An 18,201-nucleotide genomic window follows, 5' to 3' on the forward strand; every position below is an offset into this window, starting at 1 on the left:
ATGGAGCGGTTCGTATGGCGGCCGCTGGAGGATCATACCGAGCGCAATATCCCCAACGTCGTTCGCGTCTTCGGGTCGGTGATTATCTACAGCTTTGCATCCTTCGGCGTCATCGCCTTTGTCTATGATCAGCAATTGACCAGCCTGCTGGCGTCAACCGGCCTTCTTGCCATGATTGTCGGTTTGGCCATCCAGTCCAACATCTCGAATATATTCTCGGGCATCGTCATCAACATGGAGCGTCCGTTCAATGTCGGCGACTGGATCAAGATCGCCGACATGGATGAAGGCAGGGTGGTGGACATCACCTGGCGGACCACCAGGGTAAAAACCACCAACGGATACGTCATCAGCATACCGAACGGCCAGGTCTCGGAATCCCATATCCATAACTACAATTCCTTTGATTGCATGCGTCTGGAACTTTCGATCTATCTTGACGCCTTTCATTCGCCGGCGCCGACGGCCAAGGTCATGGAGGCGGGACTGGCGGTCGTCGGCGATATACTGGACGAGCCGGAGCGGAATGTTCGGTTTAATTCGATCGAATGGAACCACGGGAAGTGGATCGCCAAATACAATATTTCATTCTGGATCGATGATTACGGCATGCGCGAAGACATATCAGAAGACGTCATGGAGAAAATCCATGACGAATTGAGAAAGAACGGCATCGCGCCCGCGCAAATACAGGGAAGCGAAGAACCGGGAAACAACATTCCGCGACAAATAAAGGGAACGAAGGGAGCAAGCTGATGAAATGCCGTGAACTGATCGACATGGAGAAGCGGCAATTGAAAATTGCCACTCGTGAATTGCTGGACGAATTCGACAGCCTCCAGGACGTGGCCAACAAGTGCCGCATGGGCGCGGCGCGACTTTCCCAGTTTCAGAATTTTGATGCGCCGGCATTCATGCCGATTGATGTTATCTTTATCCTGGAACGCGCCGTCGGCAAGCCCATTGTGACTTCGACCGTTTCCAAGATGCACGGCGCCTGTTGGTCCATGCCGAACGGCGACGCCGCCTCGGAAGTCATGGACCTGCCTGCGGCCATGGGGGAGTTGACGACGTTCATCAAGGCGGCGATGTTAAAGGACAGCCCGGGCGGGATGAAATTCACGGAAACGGAAAAACGCAGGTATCACGAGCTGCGGGCGCACCTGGAAAAGGAGCTGCGGGAAGTGGATTTGGCTGTTGAAAACGATCAAAGTCTGCATTTCCCCGGCTTATGAATTAACGCGCTTTATATCCTGGCCATATTGCTTTTTATGATTTGGGTGATTTTGACGGACAGTCGGTCTTCGGCCACCGTTACTTCGCCGCGAGCGATCAACTGATCATTGGCAAAAAGTTCGATGTCCTCGGTCACCATCCGGTCAAGCTGGACAACGGCGCCTCGGCCAAGCTTCAACAGTTGGCTCACCGGCATGAAGGCGGAACCCAAAACAGCGATAACGTCTATGGATACGCCGTATACCGCCCCTTGTTCTTCGCTTGCGTCAGCCATCGGCGTCTCCTTGATCCGAATGTTAACTCTTTCCCCTCCTTGCCAAGGAGGGGTCAGGGGAGGTTGCCGCCGATACCCCCTCCACCTCCCCCTTGAAGCAAGGGGGAGGATTCTTCAGAGTCATTAATATATCACGTTTTGATCAGTAGTTAAAAGCGGTACAAATCATGTCGAGCATTTCCGAACGCCTGTCTCTTGGGTTCTCCTGCATCGGTCATTTGTATTCCCATTTATTCGCGCCCGTTTTTTATGTCGCCGCCCTGACGCTTGAGGGCGATCTGTCGCTAACTCATGGCCGGGTCGTGACTCTTGTCGTGGCCGGCAATTTGCTTTTCGGCGTGGCGGCGCCGCTGGCCGGATGGCTCGGCGACCGCTGGAGTTCCACCGGCATGATGGGGCTGTTTTTTATCGGCGCCGGCCTGGGCATGGTGATGACCGGCTTTTCTTCTTCACCCTTTCAGATCGCCATGTGGCTGACGTTTACCGGGCTGTTCGCTTCTATCTACCATCCGGTAGGCATCGCTTTTTTGATACGAAATTCAGTCAACCGGGGGTTCATGCTCGGCGTCAACGGCGTATTCGGAGGCGTCGGTCCGGGTATAGCCGCGTTAAGCGCCGGCATGCTCATAGAGTTCTTTGACTGGCGGGCCGCTTTCATCGTTCCCGGCGCCGTCATTCTGCTGACGGGGGCGGCTTTTTACGTTCTTCTGGCCCGAGGGATTATTGTCGAGAGTAAAATTGACCGCCGGCAGGACCCACCGAAATCACGGCAGGAGATGGTGCGGGTCTTTCTTGTTTTGACGGTGACAATGTTATGCACAGGAGTCATTTATCAGGCGACCCAGCCGGCCATGCCCAAGCTCTTCCTTGAGCGCATGGGCGATCTCGCCGACGGCGGCGTCCTTGCCGCGTCAACGCTGGTGGCGGTCGTCTATCTATTCGCCGGCGTCATGCAGGTGGCGGCCGGAATAATGGCCGACAGATACCGTCTCAAGGTCATTTACATACTGACCTTTGTCCTTCAGGCGCCGCTTCTGTTTTTCGCCGCCGGCCTGAGCGGGACGGCGCTGGTCGTGGTCACGCTGGTCATGGTTACGATCAACGTCGGCTCGCTGCCCGCTGAAAACAGTTTATTGGCCCGCTACGCTCCCGGCAAATGGCGGGGCCTGGCTTTCGGCATGAAATTCATCCTGGCCTTCGGCGTCAGCAGCATCGGAGTGATGATGGAAGGAGCGCTTTACGATATGACCGGCGGCTTTAACCGTCTGTTCGAGGCGCTTGCCGCCATTGCCGTGGTCGGCATCGCCGCCGGGCTACTTTTACCGGATGAGAGAGAGACCCCCGCCTAACGCTCGGCGATGGATAATACCAGCGGCCATAAAGAGTGACTCTGAAAAATCCTCCCCTTACGAAGGGAGGTCAGGAGGGGTTTTGTTTTTACCTCCCGACGCATCGGCTGCAAGGAAACGCCGTTTTTAAATTTGATATCCGTGTTCATCGGTGTTTATCCGTGGCTTTCTCATTTTATACCAATTCGCTTTCTATAGATCAGCATTAGAAGACGAAGTAGTATAACTCACGCGAAGACGCTAAGACGCCAAGAAAGGCAAAATGAAGAATGGGTCTAAACTTTGCGCCTTTGCGTCTTGGCGTGAGATTGTTTTTGATATTAATTTATAGAAGACAAATTGATATTAGTCAGCCACGGATGCACACTGATAAACGCAGATAGTGATTACATAAAAGACGCTTTTTCAGCAACCTCCCCCTGCCCCCTCCTTGGTAAGGAGGGGAAAGCGCAGGGGCCGCCACGGGTCAGTAATTAAGGCCGATGGCATAAGCAGTATGCACAGGATAAAAATGAGGGAAAAATCCTGAATATCCTGTCTATCCATGTTTGAAATATTTGCCTCGAAAACAGCGCAATCATCCGTCCTTGATGGACCCGAAGGCCTTTTCGTGGGCGTCGAAGGCGGCCTCCATCTTTTCAGTAGCTTCCCGGTGGTCCTGCATATCGCCGCCGATCTGGGTCAGCTCCAGTTCCAGAGCCTCCATCAATAACCGGGCGATCATCTTTTTTTGCTCATCGCAAGCTATCCTGTGAGCGGCTATGGTTGCATCGCTCAGGCGTCGGCTAAACATGGCGGACCTCGTTGTTTCAGTCGAAGATATCAATACGCATAACTATACACCGCTTCGCCGCCCCGGCCAAGGCAAAGCGCGACACAGGGTAGATTGCCGCCTTGTCTAAAACGGCGGAAGCGGTCATGATCGCGGCGCCTGTTAACGGTTTAGGGTCATCATGAAGCCAATCATCGTCGGCATATCGGGGGCCAGCGGCGCGATTTACGGCGTCGAAACATTGAAGGCCCTTAACAGCCTGGGCTGTCCGGCCCATCTGGTGATCAGCGAGGCGGGAGCGCTTACCCTGGCCTATGAGACCGGGCTTGGCATAGACGAAGTGAACGCCCTGGCGACCAAGGTTTACAACGTCAAGGACGTGGGCGCGGCCATCGCCGGCGGCTCTTTCCGCACGGCGGGGATGATTATCGCGCCGTGCTCCATCAAAACGCTGTCGGCCATCGCCAATTCATACGCCGACAACCTGCTGGCCCGCGCCGCCGACGTTACCATTAAGGAAAGGCGTCCGCTGGTGCTGATGGTGCGCGAGACGCCGCTGCACCAGGGACATCTGGAACTGATGGCCAGGGCCGCCGGCCTCGGCGCCCTGATCATGCCTCCCGTGCCGGCTTTCTACGCCAAGCCCCAATCCATCGCCGATATCGTTCGCCACACCGTCGGCCGGGCGCTTGATCTCCTGGGCGTTGAAAATCGGATGACGGAACCTTGGCAGGGTATTTAAGCGTTAACGAACCGGTCGCCGTATTCAGCGTGGGCGGCGGTGTGCCAAGGCTCCTCGACCGGCCACCACCACAGTTTTTCCATGGCGCTGCCCGGATAAGCCTCGACGGCCTTCTTCTTTTTTTTCTTGTCTCCCTGAAACGTGGCGGCGCCGGCGGCGCAGGATGAATAGCCGGTCATGTCGGCGAGCCGGGCGCCGTTCCTGGGCGAATATTGAAATTTCAGGAATTCATAAGCCTGATCGATATTCCCGGCACCGACAGGAATGGAAAGACCGGCCAGCCAGCCGAGCGCTCCCTCCATCGGAGCCATGAAGGCAATGGGATCGCCCTTGCCCGCCAGTCTGGTCGGCGGGCCGTTCCAGGTCTGCCCCAGCACAACGCCGTTGTTCTTGAAACCGTTGATCTGGGATTCGGCGTCTTCCCAGAACATCTTGACCCACGACTTGCGCTTCACCGCGAAGCCGATGATTTCGTCCCAGATGCGCCGCATGCTATCTTCGTCCTTGTAGCAATCCAGCATCCGGTTGGAAGGAACCTTATCGACGCGGTCCAGATAAAGCCCGAGGGCCAACAGCATGGGAATCGGGCTGCCCATGATCTTGCCCTTCATCTCGGGCGTCCACAGATCGCCGTAGGTCAAATCTTTGGCGTCCCTGGACCACTTGTCGGTGCGCCACGCCAATCCCTCGGTTCCCCATACGAAGGGCAACAGATGGACCTTGCCGCCCCACATTCCCGCCGACAGGGCCATGTCGAACATTCGCAGGTCGATGCGGTCCACGGGAACCTTTTCCATGTCCCACGGCTGCAATAATCCGTGTGTTCTCCAATAGCCCATGCGCCTGGACAAAGGGCTGATCAGGTCGAAGCCATGGCCCTTGAATGCCTTGATTCTGTGGAAGAGTTCTTCGTCGGAACCGTAAAGTGTCTGTTTGATATTGATGCCCGTCGCCTTGGTGAAGGCGCCGGAAACGGAGTCAGGCAGAAAGTCCGACCACATCATAATTTTGAGTTCGCCGGAGGAGGAGAAGGCGTCCCTGACAATCCATGGCCCGACGCCGGCGATTGCGCCGGCGGCGACGGCCCCCTTCAGAAGGGTGCGTCGGGTAAATGTCCGCGCCGCCCTGACGGTCGCCTTGGTGGAAAGCCTGTGCCCGGAAACCTTCATCTTCGCAGCCCTTTATGGGTCTTGCCGCCTAATTACTTCCGGTTCAAGTAAAATTCAAGTAAAAAAGGCTGAATTTAATGAGTTTTGGCCCTAATTCTTCTCCGGCGTCCACGCCTTTACGCGCCCGGTGACTTCCTCAACCACGTTCGGGGGCAGTTTTTTAAGCAGGACATTACGGTTTTCCTCGGCGGTTTTGTCTCCCTGATCGGCGGCCAAGGTTATCCAGAACAATGCCTCGGCTTCGTTCTTTTCGACCCCGTCACCCTTGGCGTAACGATTTCCGGCGTAGTTCTGCGCCTTGGCGTAGCCCTGTTTGGCGGCTTTCAGGAACCACCGGGCGGCGGCCTCCTTGTCGACGGGACCGGCGATGCCGTCGCGGCTGATCTTGCCCATGTTGTACTGGGCCTTGTCAAAGCCCTGATTAGCGGCCATTTCGATCCACTTGCGGCCCAATGCTTCGTCCATTTTTACGCCGTGGGCGTGCAGATACATCTTGCCCAGCGAATACTGGGAACGGCTGAGACCAAGTTCGGCGGCGCGAGTCATCCATTCCAGGGCTTTTTTGTGCTCGTTCTCATCGCCGCTGCCGAACAGATAGCCGCCGGCCAGATTGTGCAGAGCCATGGGGAGGTTTTTCTCGGCGGCCTTGAGCCACCATGTTTTGGCCGTCGCCTTGTCTTGTTCAACCCCGTGCCCCCGGTCGTACATGACGCCTATGTTGTACTGGGCGCGGGCGTCGCCGGAATCGGCGAGGGGCTTCCATATCTTCAATGCGGTCGTGAAATCGGTTTGCTGATAGGCGGCGTTGCCTTCCTCGAAGGTTCCGGCCCATGACGCGCCGACGCCGGCAAAGGTCAGAGCCAGAGTCAGGCACGCGGCATTCAGAAATTTCCGCTTGAAATTCAATTTTTTCATATTCCTCCCTCCCCTTAACCGGCCATTGCCGGGAATTTGGAATTACGCATTTTCAGCATCTCGATCAGACCATTGACACCTTGTCGATTAAGAAGGGACTCGAATTCACGTTTCTGGGTTATCAGCATGGAGATGCCCTCAACGTCGATATCGACGATCTTGTACTGGTCATTGACCTTGCGTATGCGCCAGGCGCAGTTGACAGGCTTGCCGCCGTTCGGCTGGTTGATGCGGGTGCGGACGAAGATGTCCTTCTTTCCGCTATCGACGGCGTTGAGGACCTCAAATTCCTGGTCCTTGTAGCCGCCGAGACGGGTCGAATATGACCTCAGTGTCCACTCGCTGAACAGCGTTTGGTATTCGCTCTGCTGTTCCGCGCTCATCTTCTCCCAGTGGGCGCCGACCACATAGCGACCGATGGTATCCATGGCAAAGCCGGCGGACAGCAAAGCGCGTAACCGGGCTTCGCGGGTTTCGAGCGGCTTTTTATCGTCACGCAGCACCATGATTGCCTGTTCAGCCAGACTGCGAACGAACAGCTCCGCCTCTTTCTCATCGGCGGCGGCCGGCGAAATCATGAATAAAACCGCCAGACAGGCCGGAGCCAAAGGCGTAAAGCGCTTAAAAAATTTCACGGATACCTCCAATTTTTGTCCGGTCGGGCCGATAGCCCCCCATATGTCCCGCTTATAACATAATATGCCTTGGAGCGCATCAGGATTGATTAGGTTTTTGGATTGCTTCTAATATAATAGGATGTATAAATCGGTGCGGATGTTCGGGTTTAATTTTAGCGGATGGAGATAAAGCTCGTGTCGGAACATTTCCCGAAGCGGTTGTTCAGTGCTGAAATTCACCGGATGAAATCCCGGGGGCATGTCCTCGGCGCCGGCGCCGGCGCCGTTGTTTCAAACGACAAGGGCGCTATTGAGCGCCATAATCAACTGATGGAGGCCATCAACAGCCTTGGCAATAAAATTTCCGGCATGGGCGAAGTCAGCACGACGGTGGTGGGCGACTTCAAGCGTGAAATCCATGAGGCCGCCGGCCTCAGGCAGCAATTGCAGGAGATGTCCAACGCCATTCTTCAGACCAAGAAGGAAATTGCCGCCTTCGGCCATATCGGAGAGGATGACGATCATATCATCACCATGACCAGTCAATTGGACGCCGTGGTGGCGGATACCGAAAAGGCGACCAATGTCATTCTGTCTGCGGCGGAGAGCATTGACTGTCAGGCGGAAAGGATTCGCGGCCATGTCAAAGATGAAGAAGAGGCCGGATGGGTGGATGAGATCAGGGATCAGGTGGTCAAGGTTTTTGAAGCCTGTAACTTTCAGGACATCACCGGCCAGCGCATTAACAAGGTGGTTACTACCTTGAAGTTCATTGATGAACGGGTGACGATGATGATCGATATCCTTGGCGGGAAGAGTGAGTTCGACGGCCTTCCCCCGCCCGATGAACTGCCGAAGGACGAGGACCAGAAGCTGCTTAACGGCCCACAACTGGATGAAGCAAAAAAGATATCCCAGAACGAAATAGACAATCTTTTTAATTAGATCTGGCCGACCTTATGTTCCTTGCGGGATTTGGCGATCTTGGCGTCGATCTCGGCGTCCATTTTCTTTTTCCTTTCCGCCGCCGCTTTGTCATCAGCCGCCGCCTTGGTGGCGGCGGTCATCTGGGCCGCTTTGGCGGCGCGTATCTTGTCCACCCCGGCTTTATAGGCCGCCCGGTTATGCTCGATTTTTTTCTGAAAAATCACATAGGTCAGTTGGGAGCCGAAATAGGCCAAGGCCGGGGCGGACACCAAGGTTATGGCCCAAAAGATAAAATGGGACATGGTGATTTTTCCGAAAAGCACCGCGTGGAAATAAACCGCGAAAACAAGCACGAATCCCCATCCCAACAGAAGCAGCCGGAAGGATATCCGCTCTTTCAGCGGAACTTCTTTTCGCGGCTTTCCTTGAGCGAGAATGATGCTGTAAAGCAGTCCGCCGCAAAAATTGCTGAGAAGAAAAATAATGCCCAGGTTGGCTATTATGAATTCGTATCTGTGGAATCCAAACAGTTCCCTTACAGATTCAACGACAATATTCATGGCCCACCATAGTATTCTGTCCATGAAATTTGCAAGTACAAATTTCGGTATCGGGACGCTATATGTAGAGACCGGAATAATATCAGATCGCGGACCTTTCGGCCATGGCGTCGTGTATTTCCTTGATGATTGAGCGGATGTCGTAACTGTAGGTCCAATCGGGATAATGCGATTGAAAACGCCGCACGTCGCTGATCCACCAGATGTGGTCGCCGGCGCGGTTGCTCTCGGCGTAGCTCCAGTTCATCGGCCGCCCGGTCAGTTCCTCGCAAATCCTGATCGCTTCGATCATTGAGCAGTTGGAATGGCGCGAGCCGCCGATATTGTAAATTTCAGCCGAACGCGGCTTTTGGAAGACGCGCCAGAAGGCGTTGACCAGATCGAAGGAATGGATGTTGTCGCGGACCTGCTTGCCCTTGTAACCGAACACGGTATAGGCGTCGCCGGTAACGGCGCACTTGACCAGATAGTTGAGAAAACCGTGCAACTGCGCTCCGGAATGATTGGGTCCGGTGAGACAGCCGCCCCGGAAGCAGGCGGTCTTCATGCCGAAGTAGCGACCGTATTCCTGCACCATCAGGTCGGATGCCGCCTTGGATACCCCGAACAACGAGTGCATGGAATTGTCGATGCTCATGCCCTCGTCGATGCCGTGCAGGGCGTAGGCGTGCGTAGACGCCAACTCCCAGCGGGTCTCCATCTCCACCAGCGGCAAGCGGTTGGGGGTGTCGCCATAGACCTTGTTGGTGCTGCAATGGATGAAGGGGGCGTCCGGGCAGTGCTTGCGCGTCGCCTCCAGCAGAGCCAAGGCGCCGTTGGCGTTGACGGTAAAATCGGTGTGGGGATCGCTTGCCGCCCAGTCGTGCGACGGCTGCGCCGCCGTATGGATCACCACCTTGATCGCCTTGCCCAGGCCGGCGAACAAAGCCTCGATCGCCGCAACGTCGCGAATGTCGATGTTCTCGTGACGATAGTTTTTCATATCCGCCTGAAGGCGTTCCAGAGACCGGGCGGTGCTGGCGCCTGCGCCGAAAAACACCCGGCGCATGTCGTTGTCGATGCCGACCACGTCCATGCCCTTCGCATGGAAAAAACGGACGGCTTCGGAGCCGATGAGGCCGGCTGAACCGGTGATGACGGCGATGCTCATAAAATGGACCTTATCATTTCCCGCCGAGATCAGGCAGCCTGGAGAAGCCGAAGTTGGTCATGCGGGCAAAGCGCCACAGCACCCGGACATACCCCCCGCCGGAAGCCAGCACCTTGAATGACGAATGTCCCATATCGAAGGTGCGGTTGATCCACGAAATGGGAACTTCGCGCACTTCCCGCCCAAGCAGCGCCGATTGCAATCCTATTTCGGCGTTGGCGGCGAACCATGGCTCGCTGATGACCAAGCGGCGGGCGATGTCGGCGCTCATGATCCTGAGGTTGTTCGTAATGTCACGGCGTCCGAAACGGAAAATCAGATTGACCAGCAGGTGAAAACAGCGATTGGCGACGATTTTGCCGAACGGATAGTTGATCAGGACGCTGAGCTGCGAAAAACGACTGCCGAATACTACGTCGGCTCCTTCGGCGACGGCATCCATCATATCTTCCATTTCCGGCAGCAGATGCTGAAAATCGCAGTCCATCGACATGACATAACGTCCGGTTGCCGCCATAAAGCCGTCACGCAGGGCGCGACCGACGCCGTTAGGCGGCGAACGGTGAATCGGCGTGATGCGAGGGTCCGCCGCCGCCAGACGGTCAATCGCCTCGCGGGTGGAATCGCTGCTGTTGTCGTTGACCAGCACGATCTGATGAATGTAATCGCCGAAATATGTGCGCAATCCCTCGACCAGCGGGGGAATGTTCATTTCCTCGTTGTGACAGGGAACGATGAACGAAATCGCTCCCATCAGGTCTTTGTGCCGACATAGCGACACCGGGGCGCGAGGAACGATGCGCGGCGGTTTTTGCGCATGAAGTATGATGCGTCCGGCCAGGTTTTGCACCAGCGGAGCGTTTTCCAGTAAAACGGACAGATTATGCATAAACCGGGCGGCCATTGGCGTCGGCGCCAGCGGCGAATAGACAAAATCCGTAAAACGCGAGGAAACCCGGATGAAGCCGATTTCGGAATAAAGCTCGGAAAGCTGCGTCCGGTCCAGCAACGACTGCATATTCCGCAAGCCGAAAATCCGGCGGAAAGCGTTGCGGATCGTGTAGAGAAAATTCCAGGAATTGGACTCGAAGAAGACGGTTCGCCCGCCTTCTTCAAGCAGGTTGAACACTTGTTCAATGAGGGCGCACACGTTACGGCGATCAAGGACGCCGTCGGCGATGATGTAGCGGAAGGTTCGCCCTTCCAGGGCGCCGGGCAACCTGCTTACCGCCAGGGTCTCCACTCCGGGAATGACCGTTGCCGCAGGAGCGGCGGTGATGCTTGTGATCGGATTGCGTCCGCGTGTCATTTTTACAAGCGCGCGCGTAAATATGCCGCCCCCTCCGCCGATCTCCAGAATTGACTCGCCGGGCAGCAGATGCACCAGATGACGGAAGGAATGAGCCTGCCACGATGATCGCTCGGTAGCGATCGGATCACGCTTTTCGCGGTAGTTATCGCGAAATCGTTCACGCTGTAAAAGAATTGCCAGGGTAGGCGAAAGCTCCGTCATCGTACATGTCGGGGAGCGACAACGCTCTGTCCGTCCTCTGAAAAAAGCAATTACGATGATCCTGATTGTGCGGCGCTTCTTCGTAACCGAAAAACACCCCCCGGTCAAATTGACATCCGATGCCTATACGTCTTAACAACAGCGGTTGGTCTTACCGTTGGCGCCGTAACGATTCTCCTGGCGTTCCCTGAAGAACTCCTCGCGGGACATGACCGGCCGGTCGGCGTGACGGGCAAGGCGGTGGCGGACATAGGCGTCGTAATCAGGCAGTCCCACCATCAGAAGCAGGGTTTCCTTGATGTAACTGATCAGGGTCTTCTTGGTCTCAGGCAAGGCCCGCCTCCATCGCCTCTTCGGCCTCGATCACGGTCGGCTCGTCGCTGGTCAGCGACTTGCGCACCGCCAGGACGCCGTGAACCAGAAGGGACGCCGTCACCACGATGAAGACCCCGGTCAGGACGGCGTCGACATGATCGTTGAAGATCACCCGGCGCATCTGGTCGAGGCTCGTGGTCGGGGCCAATATCTCGCCTTCGGCCAAGGCGTCGCTGAACCTGCGGGCGTGGGCCAAAAAGCCGATGGCCGGGTTGTTGTGAAATATCTTCTCCAGGCCGGCGGTGGTGGTGCAGACCACCAGCCAGGCCGCCGGCGCCATCGTCACCCAGGCGTAACGCTGCCGTTTCATCTTGAACAGCACGACGGTGCAGGTGATCAGGGCGATGCCCGCCAGCATCTGGTTGGACATGCCGAACAGCGGCCACAGCGTATTGATTCCGCCGAACGGATCGGTCACGCCGGAGTAGAGGAAATATCCCCACATGGCGACCACGCTGCCGGTAGCGGTCAGGTTGTTGGCCCATGATCGGGTGTTGCGGAACGAGGGCGCCGCCGCGCCTACCATATCCTGCAACATGAACCGGCAGACCCTGGTGCCGGCGTCCAGGGCGGTGAGGATGAACATGGCCTCGAACAGGATGGCGAAATGATACCAGAAAGCCATCATCGCCTTGCCGCCCAGCACATGGGAAAAGATATAGGCCATGCCTACCGCCAGCGTGGGAGCGCCGCCGGTTCGAGACAGTATACTGGTCTCGCCCACGTCCTTGGCCGCCCCCGTCAGCATTTCCGGCGTAACCGTGAAGCCCCATGATGAGATCACCGCCGCCGCCCTGACCGCATCGGCGCCGATCACGGCCGGCGAGCTGTTCATTGCAAAATAGACGCCGGGTTCGATCACCCCGGCCGCCGCCATGGCCATGATCGCCACGAAGGACTCCATCAGCATGGCGCCGTAGCCGATGAAGGGTATCTGGCTCTCGTTCTCCAGCATCTTGGGCGTAGTGCCCGATGAAATAAGGGAGTGGAAGCCGGAAACCGCGCCGCAGGCAATGGTGATGAACAGGAAGGGAAACGGACTGCCCGCGAACACCGGGCCGCTGCCGTCGATGAAGCGGCTGACCGCCGGCATTTTCATCTCGGGCATTACGATAACGATGCCGACGGCCAGTCCGACGACGGCGCCGATCTTGAGGAAGGTCGAGAGGTAGTCCCTCGGCGCCAGCAGCAGCCACACCGGCAGGACCGCCGCGACAAACCCGTAGCCGATGATGATCAGAGCCAGCGGTTCGGCCTTGAAGGTGAACAATCGGGCGAGTTCAGGATGCTCCGACACGGTTCGTCCGCAGACCAGCGCCGTCATCAACAGGACAAAACCGATGGCGCTCATCTCGGCGACGCGCCCCGGCCTGATGAAACGGCCATAGATTCCCATGAGAATGGCGATGGGGACGGTGGCGAACACCGTAAAGGTTCCCCAGGGACTGTCGGCCAGGGCCTTGACCACCACCAGGGCCAGAACCGAAAGCAGGATGATCATGATCAGAAAAATGCCGAGCATGGCGGAGGCGCCGGCGCCCGGCCCCATTTCCCAGCGGATGATCTCGCCCAGTGAGCGACCGTCGCGGCGGGTCGAAATGAACAGCACCATCGAGTCCTGGACCGCTCCGGCAAGAACCACCCCCGCCAGTATCCAGAGCGTCCCCGGCAGATAGCCCATCTGGGCCGCCAGAACCGGCCCGACCAGCGGGCCGGCCCCGGAAATAGCGGCAAAATGGTGGCCGAAAAGCACATAGCGGTTGGTCGGCACATAATCGAGGCCGTCGTTGTAGCGGATTGCCGGCGTGATCCGGGCGGGGTCGATGCCCATGACCCTGGAGCCGATGAACAGGGCATAGAAGCGGAAGGCGACCAGATAGGTGCAGACGGCGGCCGCCACCAGCCAGACGGCGTTGATATTCTCGCCGCGCCTGAGCGCGATCACTCCGAGGGCGACGCCTCCGAGAGCGGAGAGGGCAACCCAGCCGAGTTTTTTGATCTGACTTCCCATGGTGTCTTCCTGAGCGTTCGCCGGACGGCCATTATTGCGGCCTCTCCGGGACGGTTCAAGGGACTTCGTTGAACACGCAAGGCGAAGAAAGGACGCTATCGCCTTCGTCCGGATGAATAAATCATACCAGCGGCCTTAATCATTGACCCATATGGCCCAAGCGCTTTCCCCTCCTTACGAAGGAGGGATTGGGGGAGGTTGCCGCCGATGAATCCGGGAGGCCAAAACCCCTCCTGACCTCCCCTTGGCAAGGGGAGGATTTTTCAGAGTCATTCTTTACAACCGCCGGCATCACATATTACGGCAACTCATCCCCCGAACGCGGCGGGTCGCCCCCGTCGCACGTCAATATGCGCCGAAATTCGGCCATGTCCGCCCGCCCGGCGCGTTTTGCGAAAAAAGCCTCGGTATTCATGGCGGACAGCTTTTCCGCAACCGCCGCCGCCACAAACTGGTTGAGGCTGATGCCTTCTTCCTTGGCGATCTTTTCTACCGCCGCCTTGACGAAACGGGGCAGGCGTAAAGGATAGGTTGATGTCGTTCTCATGGGTTTCCTCCGCAACGCCTCGAAAGGCTTTGCTTGATCATTCGGTCGCTCCCTAAAGGCTTTTCCTAAGAACGGCTTGCGCTTCGGGCGCCAATTCCGGCGGGGCCTTGGCGATTGCAGAAGCGAATAATGCTTCGACCTCGGGCAGGGCTTCTTTTACATCCGCAAGCCCCGGCATTATCTCCTCAATGCCGGGATAGCGGCTGATTATATACCAGCGCGAGGCATAGTCGAGTTTGAAAGGATTGATAACAATGGTTGGCCAGTGTTCTCTCGCCAATACGGCCAATGTTGCAAGGTCATGTGTCTTGCGAATGTCTTGGCGGGCCGCCACTAACAAGGCCTTCAAAATCTTTTCCGCCGCTTGCTGGATATGAAAAGCGGAGTGAGAGATGAACCCTTTTTGAATCAGCGCCCTGGAGACGCCGATATCCTCTGCCGCCCGCTCTAACCAGCGCAGAGCGTCCTGCCACTGGATGATGTCCTGCTCGTCAGCGCCGCTCATAGACCGTTACTCCGTCGCGCAGCACGATATGGGCGAATGAACCGATGGCCCGGGCGCGTGACGCCAGAATAGAGGCGCGGCAGGGAATGATATCGACGGGACGACGGTAGTTCCCACGCGCCGTTCGGATTGCATTTGCCGACAGCATCTCGGGCAAAACATCATCATCCAGTTCAACCAGCAGATCGATGTCGCTGTCGAGTCCGGTTTCGCCGCGCGCCCGTGACCCGAATAGAATGATCCGGCGCGGATGAAAGCAGGCGACGACGGAATCCAGAAGCTCCGAAGGGATTGATGGGCGGCTCATGCGCTACCTCGCCGGTCAGGAAGATTGAAGGCATAACGACAGCACAAAATACGCCACGATTTCATCTTATGCCGCTTGCCTCTGCTCAATGTATCTGATCCCCATCCGGAAAAGAAGAGGCCGTTCAATATGGGGAAGCGGCGGGGTTTTCCTTGACAGCCGCAGACTCCGGTGTAGGGTTCGCGCCCTCAAGGTCGCAAGGAACCCCTCCGTATGTTAAAGATTGTCCGCGCCAAGCTGCATTGCATCCGGATCACCGGCGCCGATCTCAATTACCACGGCTCGATCTCGCTGGACCCGGTTATCTGTGAAAAGGCCGGCATCCTGCCGCTGGAGTTCGTCAACGTCTGGAACAAGCATACGGGAGCGCGCATCAGCACATATGTGATCTACGGCGAGGCGGGATCAAGGTGTTGCGTGCTTAACGGCGCCGCCGCCCGCACCTGCCAGGTGGGCGACGAGGTGATCATCACCGCCGTCGAATATGTGGACCGCCAAAAGCTTTACGACTTCAAGCCGCCTGTGCTTGTCTTCGGCCCCGGCAACATCATCGAGCGCGTATTTCATTACGACGTATATAAAAGCAAAGACCGGGATTTCGACTTTCAGATCACCGAAGACGAAAACGAAGACGAAGATTAAAGCACCAACAGCGCCACGGCGATTAGCGCCAGGGCGATCCAGGCAAGGCCTTGTGTTTTACTCCGCCCGCCCCCTTTTAATGCGCGAACGGTGTCCGGGTGCAGTTTGACGCCGCCCTCGGCGAGCATGGCGAGGCCGTTGCCGATCCCTTCCATAATCTGAGGCAGGCGTTTGACGGCTTGCGCCACCTCCTCCGCAGCCTCGCGGACCCGCGCCTCGGCGCTCATTTTTTCAGCGATCCAGCTCTCGATCAGGGGACGCGCCACGAACCACATATTGGCATCGGGACATAATTTGCGCCCTGTGCCCTCGGCGACCAGCAATGTTTTCTGAAGCAGCAGCAACTGAGGTTGCGTCTCCATTCGGAAAGTCTCGGTGACCTGGAAAAGCTGGCCCAGCAGACGGGCGAAGGAAATCTCGTTCTGCGGCTTGTCCATGATCGGCTCGCCGATGGAGCGGCAAGCCTGGGTGAACGAGTCCAGGGAACGGTGCGACGGCACCCACCCCGCCTCGAAGTGGACCTCGGCGGCGCGACGGTAGTCGCGGTTAAGGAAGGCCAGCAGCATCTCGCCCAGGTGCAGCCGGGTGCGCCGGTCAAGCCGCCCCATGATCCCGAAATCGACAGCCGCCACCGCGCCGTCATTGACAACGAACAGGTTGCCGGCATGAAGGTCGGCATGAAAAAAGCCGTCACGGAACACCTGCATGAAAAAGGCGGAGGCGGCCTTTGACAACACTTCCTTCGGGTCGTGACCGGCGGCGATGACGGCTTCACGATCATCCAGCGGGATTCCGGCAATTCTTTCGGTGGTCAGCACCCGGCGCCCGGTGCGCCCCCAATCAACGGCGGGAATGTTGAAAGTATCGTCATCGGCGAAGTTCCCGGCCAGTTCCACCGCCGCCGCCGCCTCGAAGCGCAGGTCCATCTCGATGATCACCGACTCGGCCAAGGTCTTTACCGATTCGACGGGTTTGAGGCGCCGCATTTCGGGGCGCATGGCTTCGATCGACTCCGCCACCCAGAAGAAAAAGTCGAGGTCGCGGGCGAACGCCGCCTCGATGCCGGGGCGCAAGACCTTGACCGCCACCTCCCGGCCCTCGGCAGTGACCGCGAAATGGACCTGGGCGATGGAAGCGGCGGCGACCGCCTGATCGTTGAAAGCGGAAAACATGGCCTCAACCGGACAACCGAACTCGGCTTCTATGGCGGCGCGGGCTTCCATACCGCTGAACGGCTCCAGGCGGTCCTGAAGGTCTGACAGATCGGCGGCCAGTTCCTCGCCCAACAGGTCGGAGCGGGTGGACAACGCCTGACCCAGCTTGATGAAGCTCGGCCCCGCTTCCTGCAAGGCGCGGGCAAGCCGTTGTCCGGGCCGGCCTGGTTCATGGCGCCGGGAAAAAAGCCGCGCCGCCGATACGACGGCATCGGCGACTTCGAGTTTCTCAAGCAGAAACAAGGCGTCATGGCGGGCCAGGGTGCGGGCGATGCCGAGCAAACGCGCAATATTTTTAAGCGAGCGCAACATGTTAGGGCCAAAACTCATTAAATTCGTGAAATTCTGTGACATCAAAATGACTGAGGGACAAGGAGAATCGGCGAAGGCGGGCCTGAAGGCCCCCGGCGAGCCGATTTTCCGCCGTCCATTCGGTCATTCTGATGTCACCCTTCTCGGGCGCGGCGGAAAAGGCGACCGGACGTCTTCAAAGGCCTCAACCGTAGCAAATACTACGCTTTTCGGCCTTTTCATAGCCGGGCCGCCTTTTCCGCTTCGCGCAGAATTCATGGATTTAGTGAGTCTTGACCCTAAAGACGCCAGGCCGAGTGGATGGCGGCGATCCCGCCGGACAGATCGTGATATTTAACCCTATCCAGGCCGGCGGCGGCGATCATCCCGGCGAAAGTATCCTGATCGGGAAAGCGGCGAATGCTCTCCGCCAGATAGCGGTAGGCGCCGGCGTCATCGGCGACCCACGCGCCGAGCGCCGGCAGCACCCGGAAAGAGTAAGCATCGTACAAGCCCTTCAGCAGCGGTTCGGCGACATGACTGAATTCAAGGCACAGAAAGCGGCCTCCGGGCTTTAGCACGCGACGCGCTTCGTCAAGCGCCCTGTCGATCCGGGTGACGTTGCGTATGCAAAAAGCGATGGTGTAGGCGTCAAAGGAAGCATCGGGGACGGGCAGGTTTTCGGCGTCGCCGGCAAGCCATAAGATGCCCTTCAGGTATCCCTTGTCGATGGCGCGCTCACGTCCGGTTTCCAGCATCGCGGCGTTAACGTCGCAGACGGTGACATAAGCGCCGCCGCGATCAAGAAAGCGGAAGGCGATGTCGCCGGTGCCGCCGCCCACATCAACAAGACGCATGTCCTTGGTGGGATTAAGCCGGTTAATAAAGGCCGCTTTCCATAGCCTGTGAACGCCCAGACTCATCAGGTCGTTCATCAGGTCATAGCGGGAGGCGACGCTGTCAAAGACGTTGCGCACGCGGGAAGCCTTCTCTTTCTCGGATACGGTCTCGAACCCGAAATGAGTAGTTTTTTCAGCCGTGGAGCTGTGATGGTTTCGTGACATGACGCGCAACCATAGCCTAAG

At 57.5% G+C, this 18,201-nt stretch carries 19 protein-coding genes and 1 pseudogene (1 of these 20 running past the window's edge); 6 read left to right on the top strand and 14 right to left on the bottom strand.

The features are described from left to right. Positions 1-756 (top strand): annotated as a pseudogene (locus tag A3H92_11050) (hypothetical protein); it begins 2,157 nt to the left of the window's first position. Continuing rightward, positions 756-1,235, top strand: a complete 480-nt coding sequence (locus tag A3H92_11055) for a hypothetical protein (GenBank protein ID OHC73996.1) — start codon at positions 756-758, stop codon at positions 1,233-1,235. Before A3H92_11050 ends, A3H92_11055 begins: the two are co-directional and overlap by 1 nt. Before the next feature lie 11 nt (positions 1,236-1,246). On the opposite strand, the gene A3H92_11060 is transcribed toward A3H92_11055, so the two are convergent. Continuing rightward, a complete protein-coding gene (locus A3H92_11060; protein ID OHC73997.1) occupies positions 1,247-1,567 on the bottom strand; it encodes a hypothetical protein in 321 nt (106 codons plus the stop codon). A gap of 110 nt (positions 1,568-1,677) precedes the next feature. Between A3H92_11060 and A3H92_11065 the strand changes: the two genes are divergently transcribed. Together A3H92_11065 and A3H92_11070 are read left to right on the top strand one after the other, a co-directional pair. Beyond that, entirely contained in the window at positions 1,678-2,859 is a 1,182-nt protein-coding gene (locus tag A3H92_11065) for an MFS transporter permease (GenBank protein ID OHC73998.1), read from the top strand. 953 nt (positions 2,860-3,812) lie between these two features. Beyond that, a complete protein-coding gene (locus A3H92_11070; GenBank protein ID OHC73999.1) occupies positions 3,813-4,373 on the top strand; it encodes a hypothetical protein in 561 nt (186 codons plus the stop codon). On the opposite strand, the gene A3H92_11075 is transcribed toward A3H92_11070, so the two are convergent. The 3 genes from A3H92_11075 to A3H92_11085 form a co-directional block, all read right to left on the bottom strand. After that, the gene (locus tag A3H92_11075; protein OHC74000.1) at positions 4,370-5,542 is read right to left on the bottom strand and encodes a hypothetical protein; all 1,173 of its coding nucleotides are present in this window, start codon (positions 5,540-5,542) and stop codon (positions 4,370-4,372) included. The two genes, A3H92_11070 and A3H92_11075, sit on opposite strands and share 4 nt — an antisense overlap. Positions 5,543-5,632: 90 nt before the next feature. Beyond that, positions 5,633-6,457 (bottom strand): hypothetical protein, encoded by an 825-nt coding sequence (locus tag A3H92_11080; GenBank protein ID OHC74001.1) that lies wholly within the window; start codon positions 6,455-6,457, stop codon positions 5,633-5,635. Between the two features lie 14 nt (positions 6,458-6,471). Further along, the gene (locus tag A3H92_11085) at positions 6,472-7,104 is read right to left on the bottom strand and encodes a hypothetical protein (protein ID OHC74002.1); all 633 of its coding nucleotides are present in this window, start codon (positions 7,102-7,104) and stop codon (positions 6,472-6,474) included. A 150-nt stretch (positions 7,105-7,254) separates the two neighbouring features. Here A3H92_11085 and A3H92_11090 point away from each other — a divergent pair, with 150 nt between their 5' ends. Beyond that, a complete protein-coding gene (locus tag A3H92_11090; GenBank protein ID OHC74003.1) occupies positions 7,255-8,019 on the top strand; it encodes a hypothetical protein in 765 nt (254 codons plus the stop codon). Here A3H92_11090 and A3H92_11095 read toward each other — a convergent pair. From A3H92_11095 to A3H92_11130, 8 genes are all read right to left on the bottom strand, one after another. Beyond that, positions 8,016-8,561, bottom strand: a complete 546-nt coding sequence (locus A3H92_11095; GenBank protein OHC74004.1) for a hypothetical protein — start codon at positions 8,559-8,561, stop codon at positions 8,016-8,018. The two genes, A3H92_11090 and A3H92_11095, sit on opposite strands and share 4 nt — an antisense overlap. Before the next feature lie 82 nt (positions 8,562-8,643). Beyond that, complete coding sequence (locus A3H92_11100; protein OHC74005.1) at positions 8,644-9,711, bottom strand: NAD-dependent epimerase; 1,068 nt, start codon at positions 9,709-9,711, stop codon at positions 8,644-8,646. Between the two features lie 13 nt (positions 9,712-9,724). After that, positions 9,725-11,224, bottom strand: a complete 1,500-nt coding sequence (locus A3H92_11105) for a hypothetical protein (protein OHC74006.1) — start codon at positions 11,222-11,224, stop codon at positions 9,725-9,727. A 132-nt stretch (positions 11,225-11,356) separates the two neighbouring features. Continuing rightward, positions 11,357-11,557: a hypothetical protein gene (locus A3H92_11110; GenBank protein ID OHC74007.1), complete on the bottom strand. Its 201-nt coding sequence runs from the start codon at positions 11,555-11,557 to the stop codon at positions 11,357-11,359. Then, positions 11,550-13,610, bottom strand: a complete 2,061-nt coding sequence (locus tag A3H92_11115) for a carbon starvation protein A (protein ID OHC74008.1) — start codon at positions 13,608-13,610, stop codon at positions 11,550-11,552. The genes A3H92_11110 and A3H92_11115 overlap by 8 nt, the downstream gene beginning before the upstream one ends. A 298-nt stretch (positions 13,611-13,908) precedes the next feature. Continuing rightward, entirely contained in the window at positions 13,909-14,157 is a 249-nt protein-coding gene (locus tag A3H92_11120) for a hypothetical protein (GenBank protein OHC74009.1), read from the bottom strand. A gap of 52 nt (positions 14,158-14,209) precedes the next feature. Continuing rightward, a complete protein-coding gene (locus tag A3H92_11125) occupies positions 14,210-14,662 on the bottom strand; it encodes a hypothetical protein (GenBank protein OHC74010.1) in 453 nt (150 codons plus the stop codon). After that, complete coding sequence (locus A3H92_11130; GenBank protein OHC74011.1) at positions 14,649-14,969, bottom strand: hypothetical protein; 321 nt, start codon at positions 14,967-14,969, stop codon at positions 14,649-14,651. The genes A3H92_11125 and A3H92_11130 overlap by 14 nt, the downstream gene beginning before the upstream one ends. Before the next feature lie 213 nt (positions 14,970-15,182). On the opposite strand from A3H92_11130, the gene A3H92_11135 reads away from it, so the two are divergent. Further along, the gene (locus A3H92_11135) at positions 15,183-15,611 is read left to right on the top strand and encodes an aspartate 1-decarboxylase (GenBank protein ID OHC74012.1); all 429 of its coding nucleotides are present in this window, start codon (positions 15,183-15,185) and stop codon (positions 15,609-15,611) included. Here the strand turns inward: A3H92_11135 and A3H92_11140 are convergent. Beyond that, positions 15,608-17,137, bottom strand: a complete 1,530-nt coding sequence (locus A3H92_11140) for a 2-polyprenylphenol 6-hydroxylase (protein OHC74013.1) — start codon at positions 17,135-17,137, stop codon at positions 15,608-15,610. The two genes, A3H92_11135 and A3H92_11140, sit on opposite strands and share 4 nt — an antisense overlap. A 278-nt stretch (positions 17,138-17,415) precedes the next feature. Continuing rightward, complete coding sequence (gene ubiE / locus A3H92_11145; protein ID OHC74014.1) at positions 17,416-18,180, bottom strand: bifunctional demethylmenaquinone methyltransferase/2-methoxy-6-polyprenyl-1,4-benzoquinol methylase; 765 nt, start codon at positions 18,178-18,180, stop codon at positions 17,416-17,418. Positions 18,181-18,201: the final 21 nt, after the last annotated feature.

It is taken from the genome of Rhodospirillales bacterium RIFCSPLOWO2_02_FULL_58_16 (genome assembly GCA_001830425.1).
In the GTDB taxonomy this organism is placed as follows: domain Bacteria; phylum Pseudomonadota; class Alphaproteobacteria; order Rhodospirillales; family 2-02-FULL-58-16; genus 2-02-FULL-58-16.

Coding starts and splice junctions, on each gene's coding strand:
- A3H92_11100 (OHC74005.1), bottom strand. CDS start 9,711: ATGAGCATCGCCGTCATCACCGGTTCAGCCGGCCTCATCGGCTCCGAA.
- A3H92_11120 (OHC74009.1), bottom strand. CDS start 14,157: ATGAGAACGACATCAACCTATCCTTTACGCCTGCCCCGTTTCGTCAAG.
- A3H92_11130 (OHC74011.1), bottom strand. CDS start 14,969: ATGAGCCGCCCATCAATCCCTTCGGAGCTTCTGGATTCCGTCGTCGCC.
- A3H92_11065 (OHC73998.1), top strand. CDS start 1,678: ATGTCGAGCATTTCCGAACGCCTGTCTCTTGGGTTCTCCTGCATCGGT.
- ubiE (OHC74014.1), bottom strand. CDS start 18,180: ATGTCACGAAACCATCACAGCTCCACGGCTGAAAAAACTACTCATTTC.
- A3H92_11080 (OHC74001.1), bottom strand. CDS start 6,457: ATGAAAAAATTGAATTTCAAGCGGAAATTTCTGAATGCCGCGTGCCTG.
- A3H92_11115 (OHC74008.1), bottom strand. CDS start 13,610: ATGGGAAGTCAGATCAAAAAACTCGGCTGGGTTGCCCTCTCCGCTCTC.
- A3H92_11090 (OHC74003.1), top strand. CDS start 7,255: ATGGAGATAAAGCTCGTGTCGGAACATTTCCCGAAGCGGTTGTTCAGT.
- A3H92_11055 (OHC73996.1), top strand. CDS start 756: ATGAAATGCCGTGAACTGATCGACATGGAGAAGCGGCAATTGAAAATT.
- A3H92_11075 (OHC74000.1), bottom strand. CDS start 5,542: ATGAAGGTTTCCGGGCACAGGCTTTCCACCAAGGCGACCGTCAGGGCG.
- A3H92_11135 (OHC74012.1), top strand. CDS start 15,183: ATGTTAAAGATTGTCCGCGCCAAGCTGCATTGCATCCGGATCACCGGC.
- A3H92_11140 (OHC74013.1), bottom strand. CDS start 17,137: ATGTTGCGCTCGCTTAAAAATATTGCGCGTTTGCTCGGCATCGCCCGC.
- A3H92_11105 (OHC74006.1), bottom strand. CDS start 11,224: ATGACGGAGCTTTCGCCTACCCTGGCAATTCTTTTACAGCGTGAACGA.
- A3H92_11095 (OHC74004.1), bottom strand. CDS start 8,561: ATGAATATTGTCGTTGAATCTGTAAGGGAACTGTTTGGATTCCACAGA.
- A3H92_11070 (OHC73999.1), top strand. CDS start 3,813: ATGAAGCCAATCATCGTCGGCATATCGGGGGCCAGCGGCGCGATTTAC.
- A3H92_11125 (OHC74010.1), bottom strand. CDS start 14,662: ATGAGCGGCGCTGACGAGCAGGACATCATCCAGTGGCAGGACGCTCTG.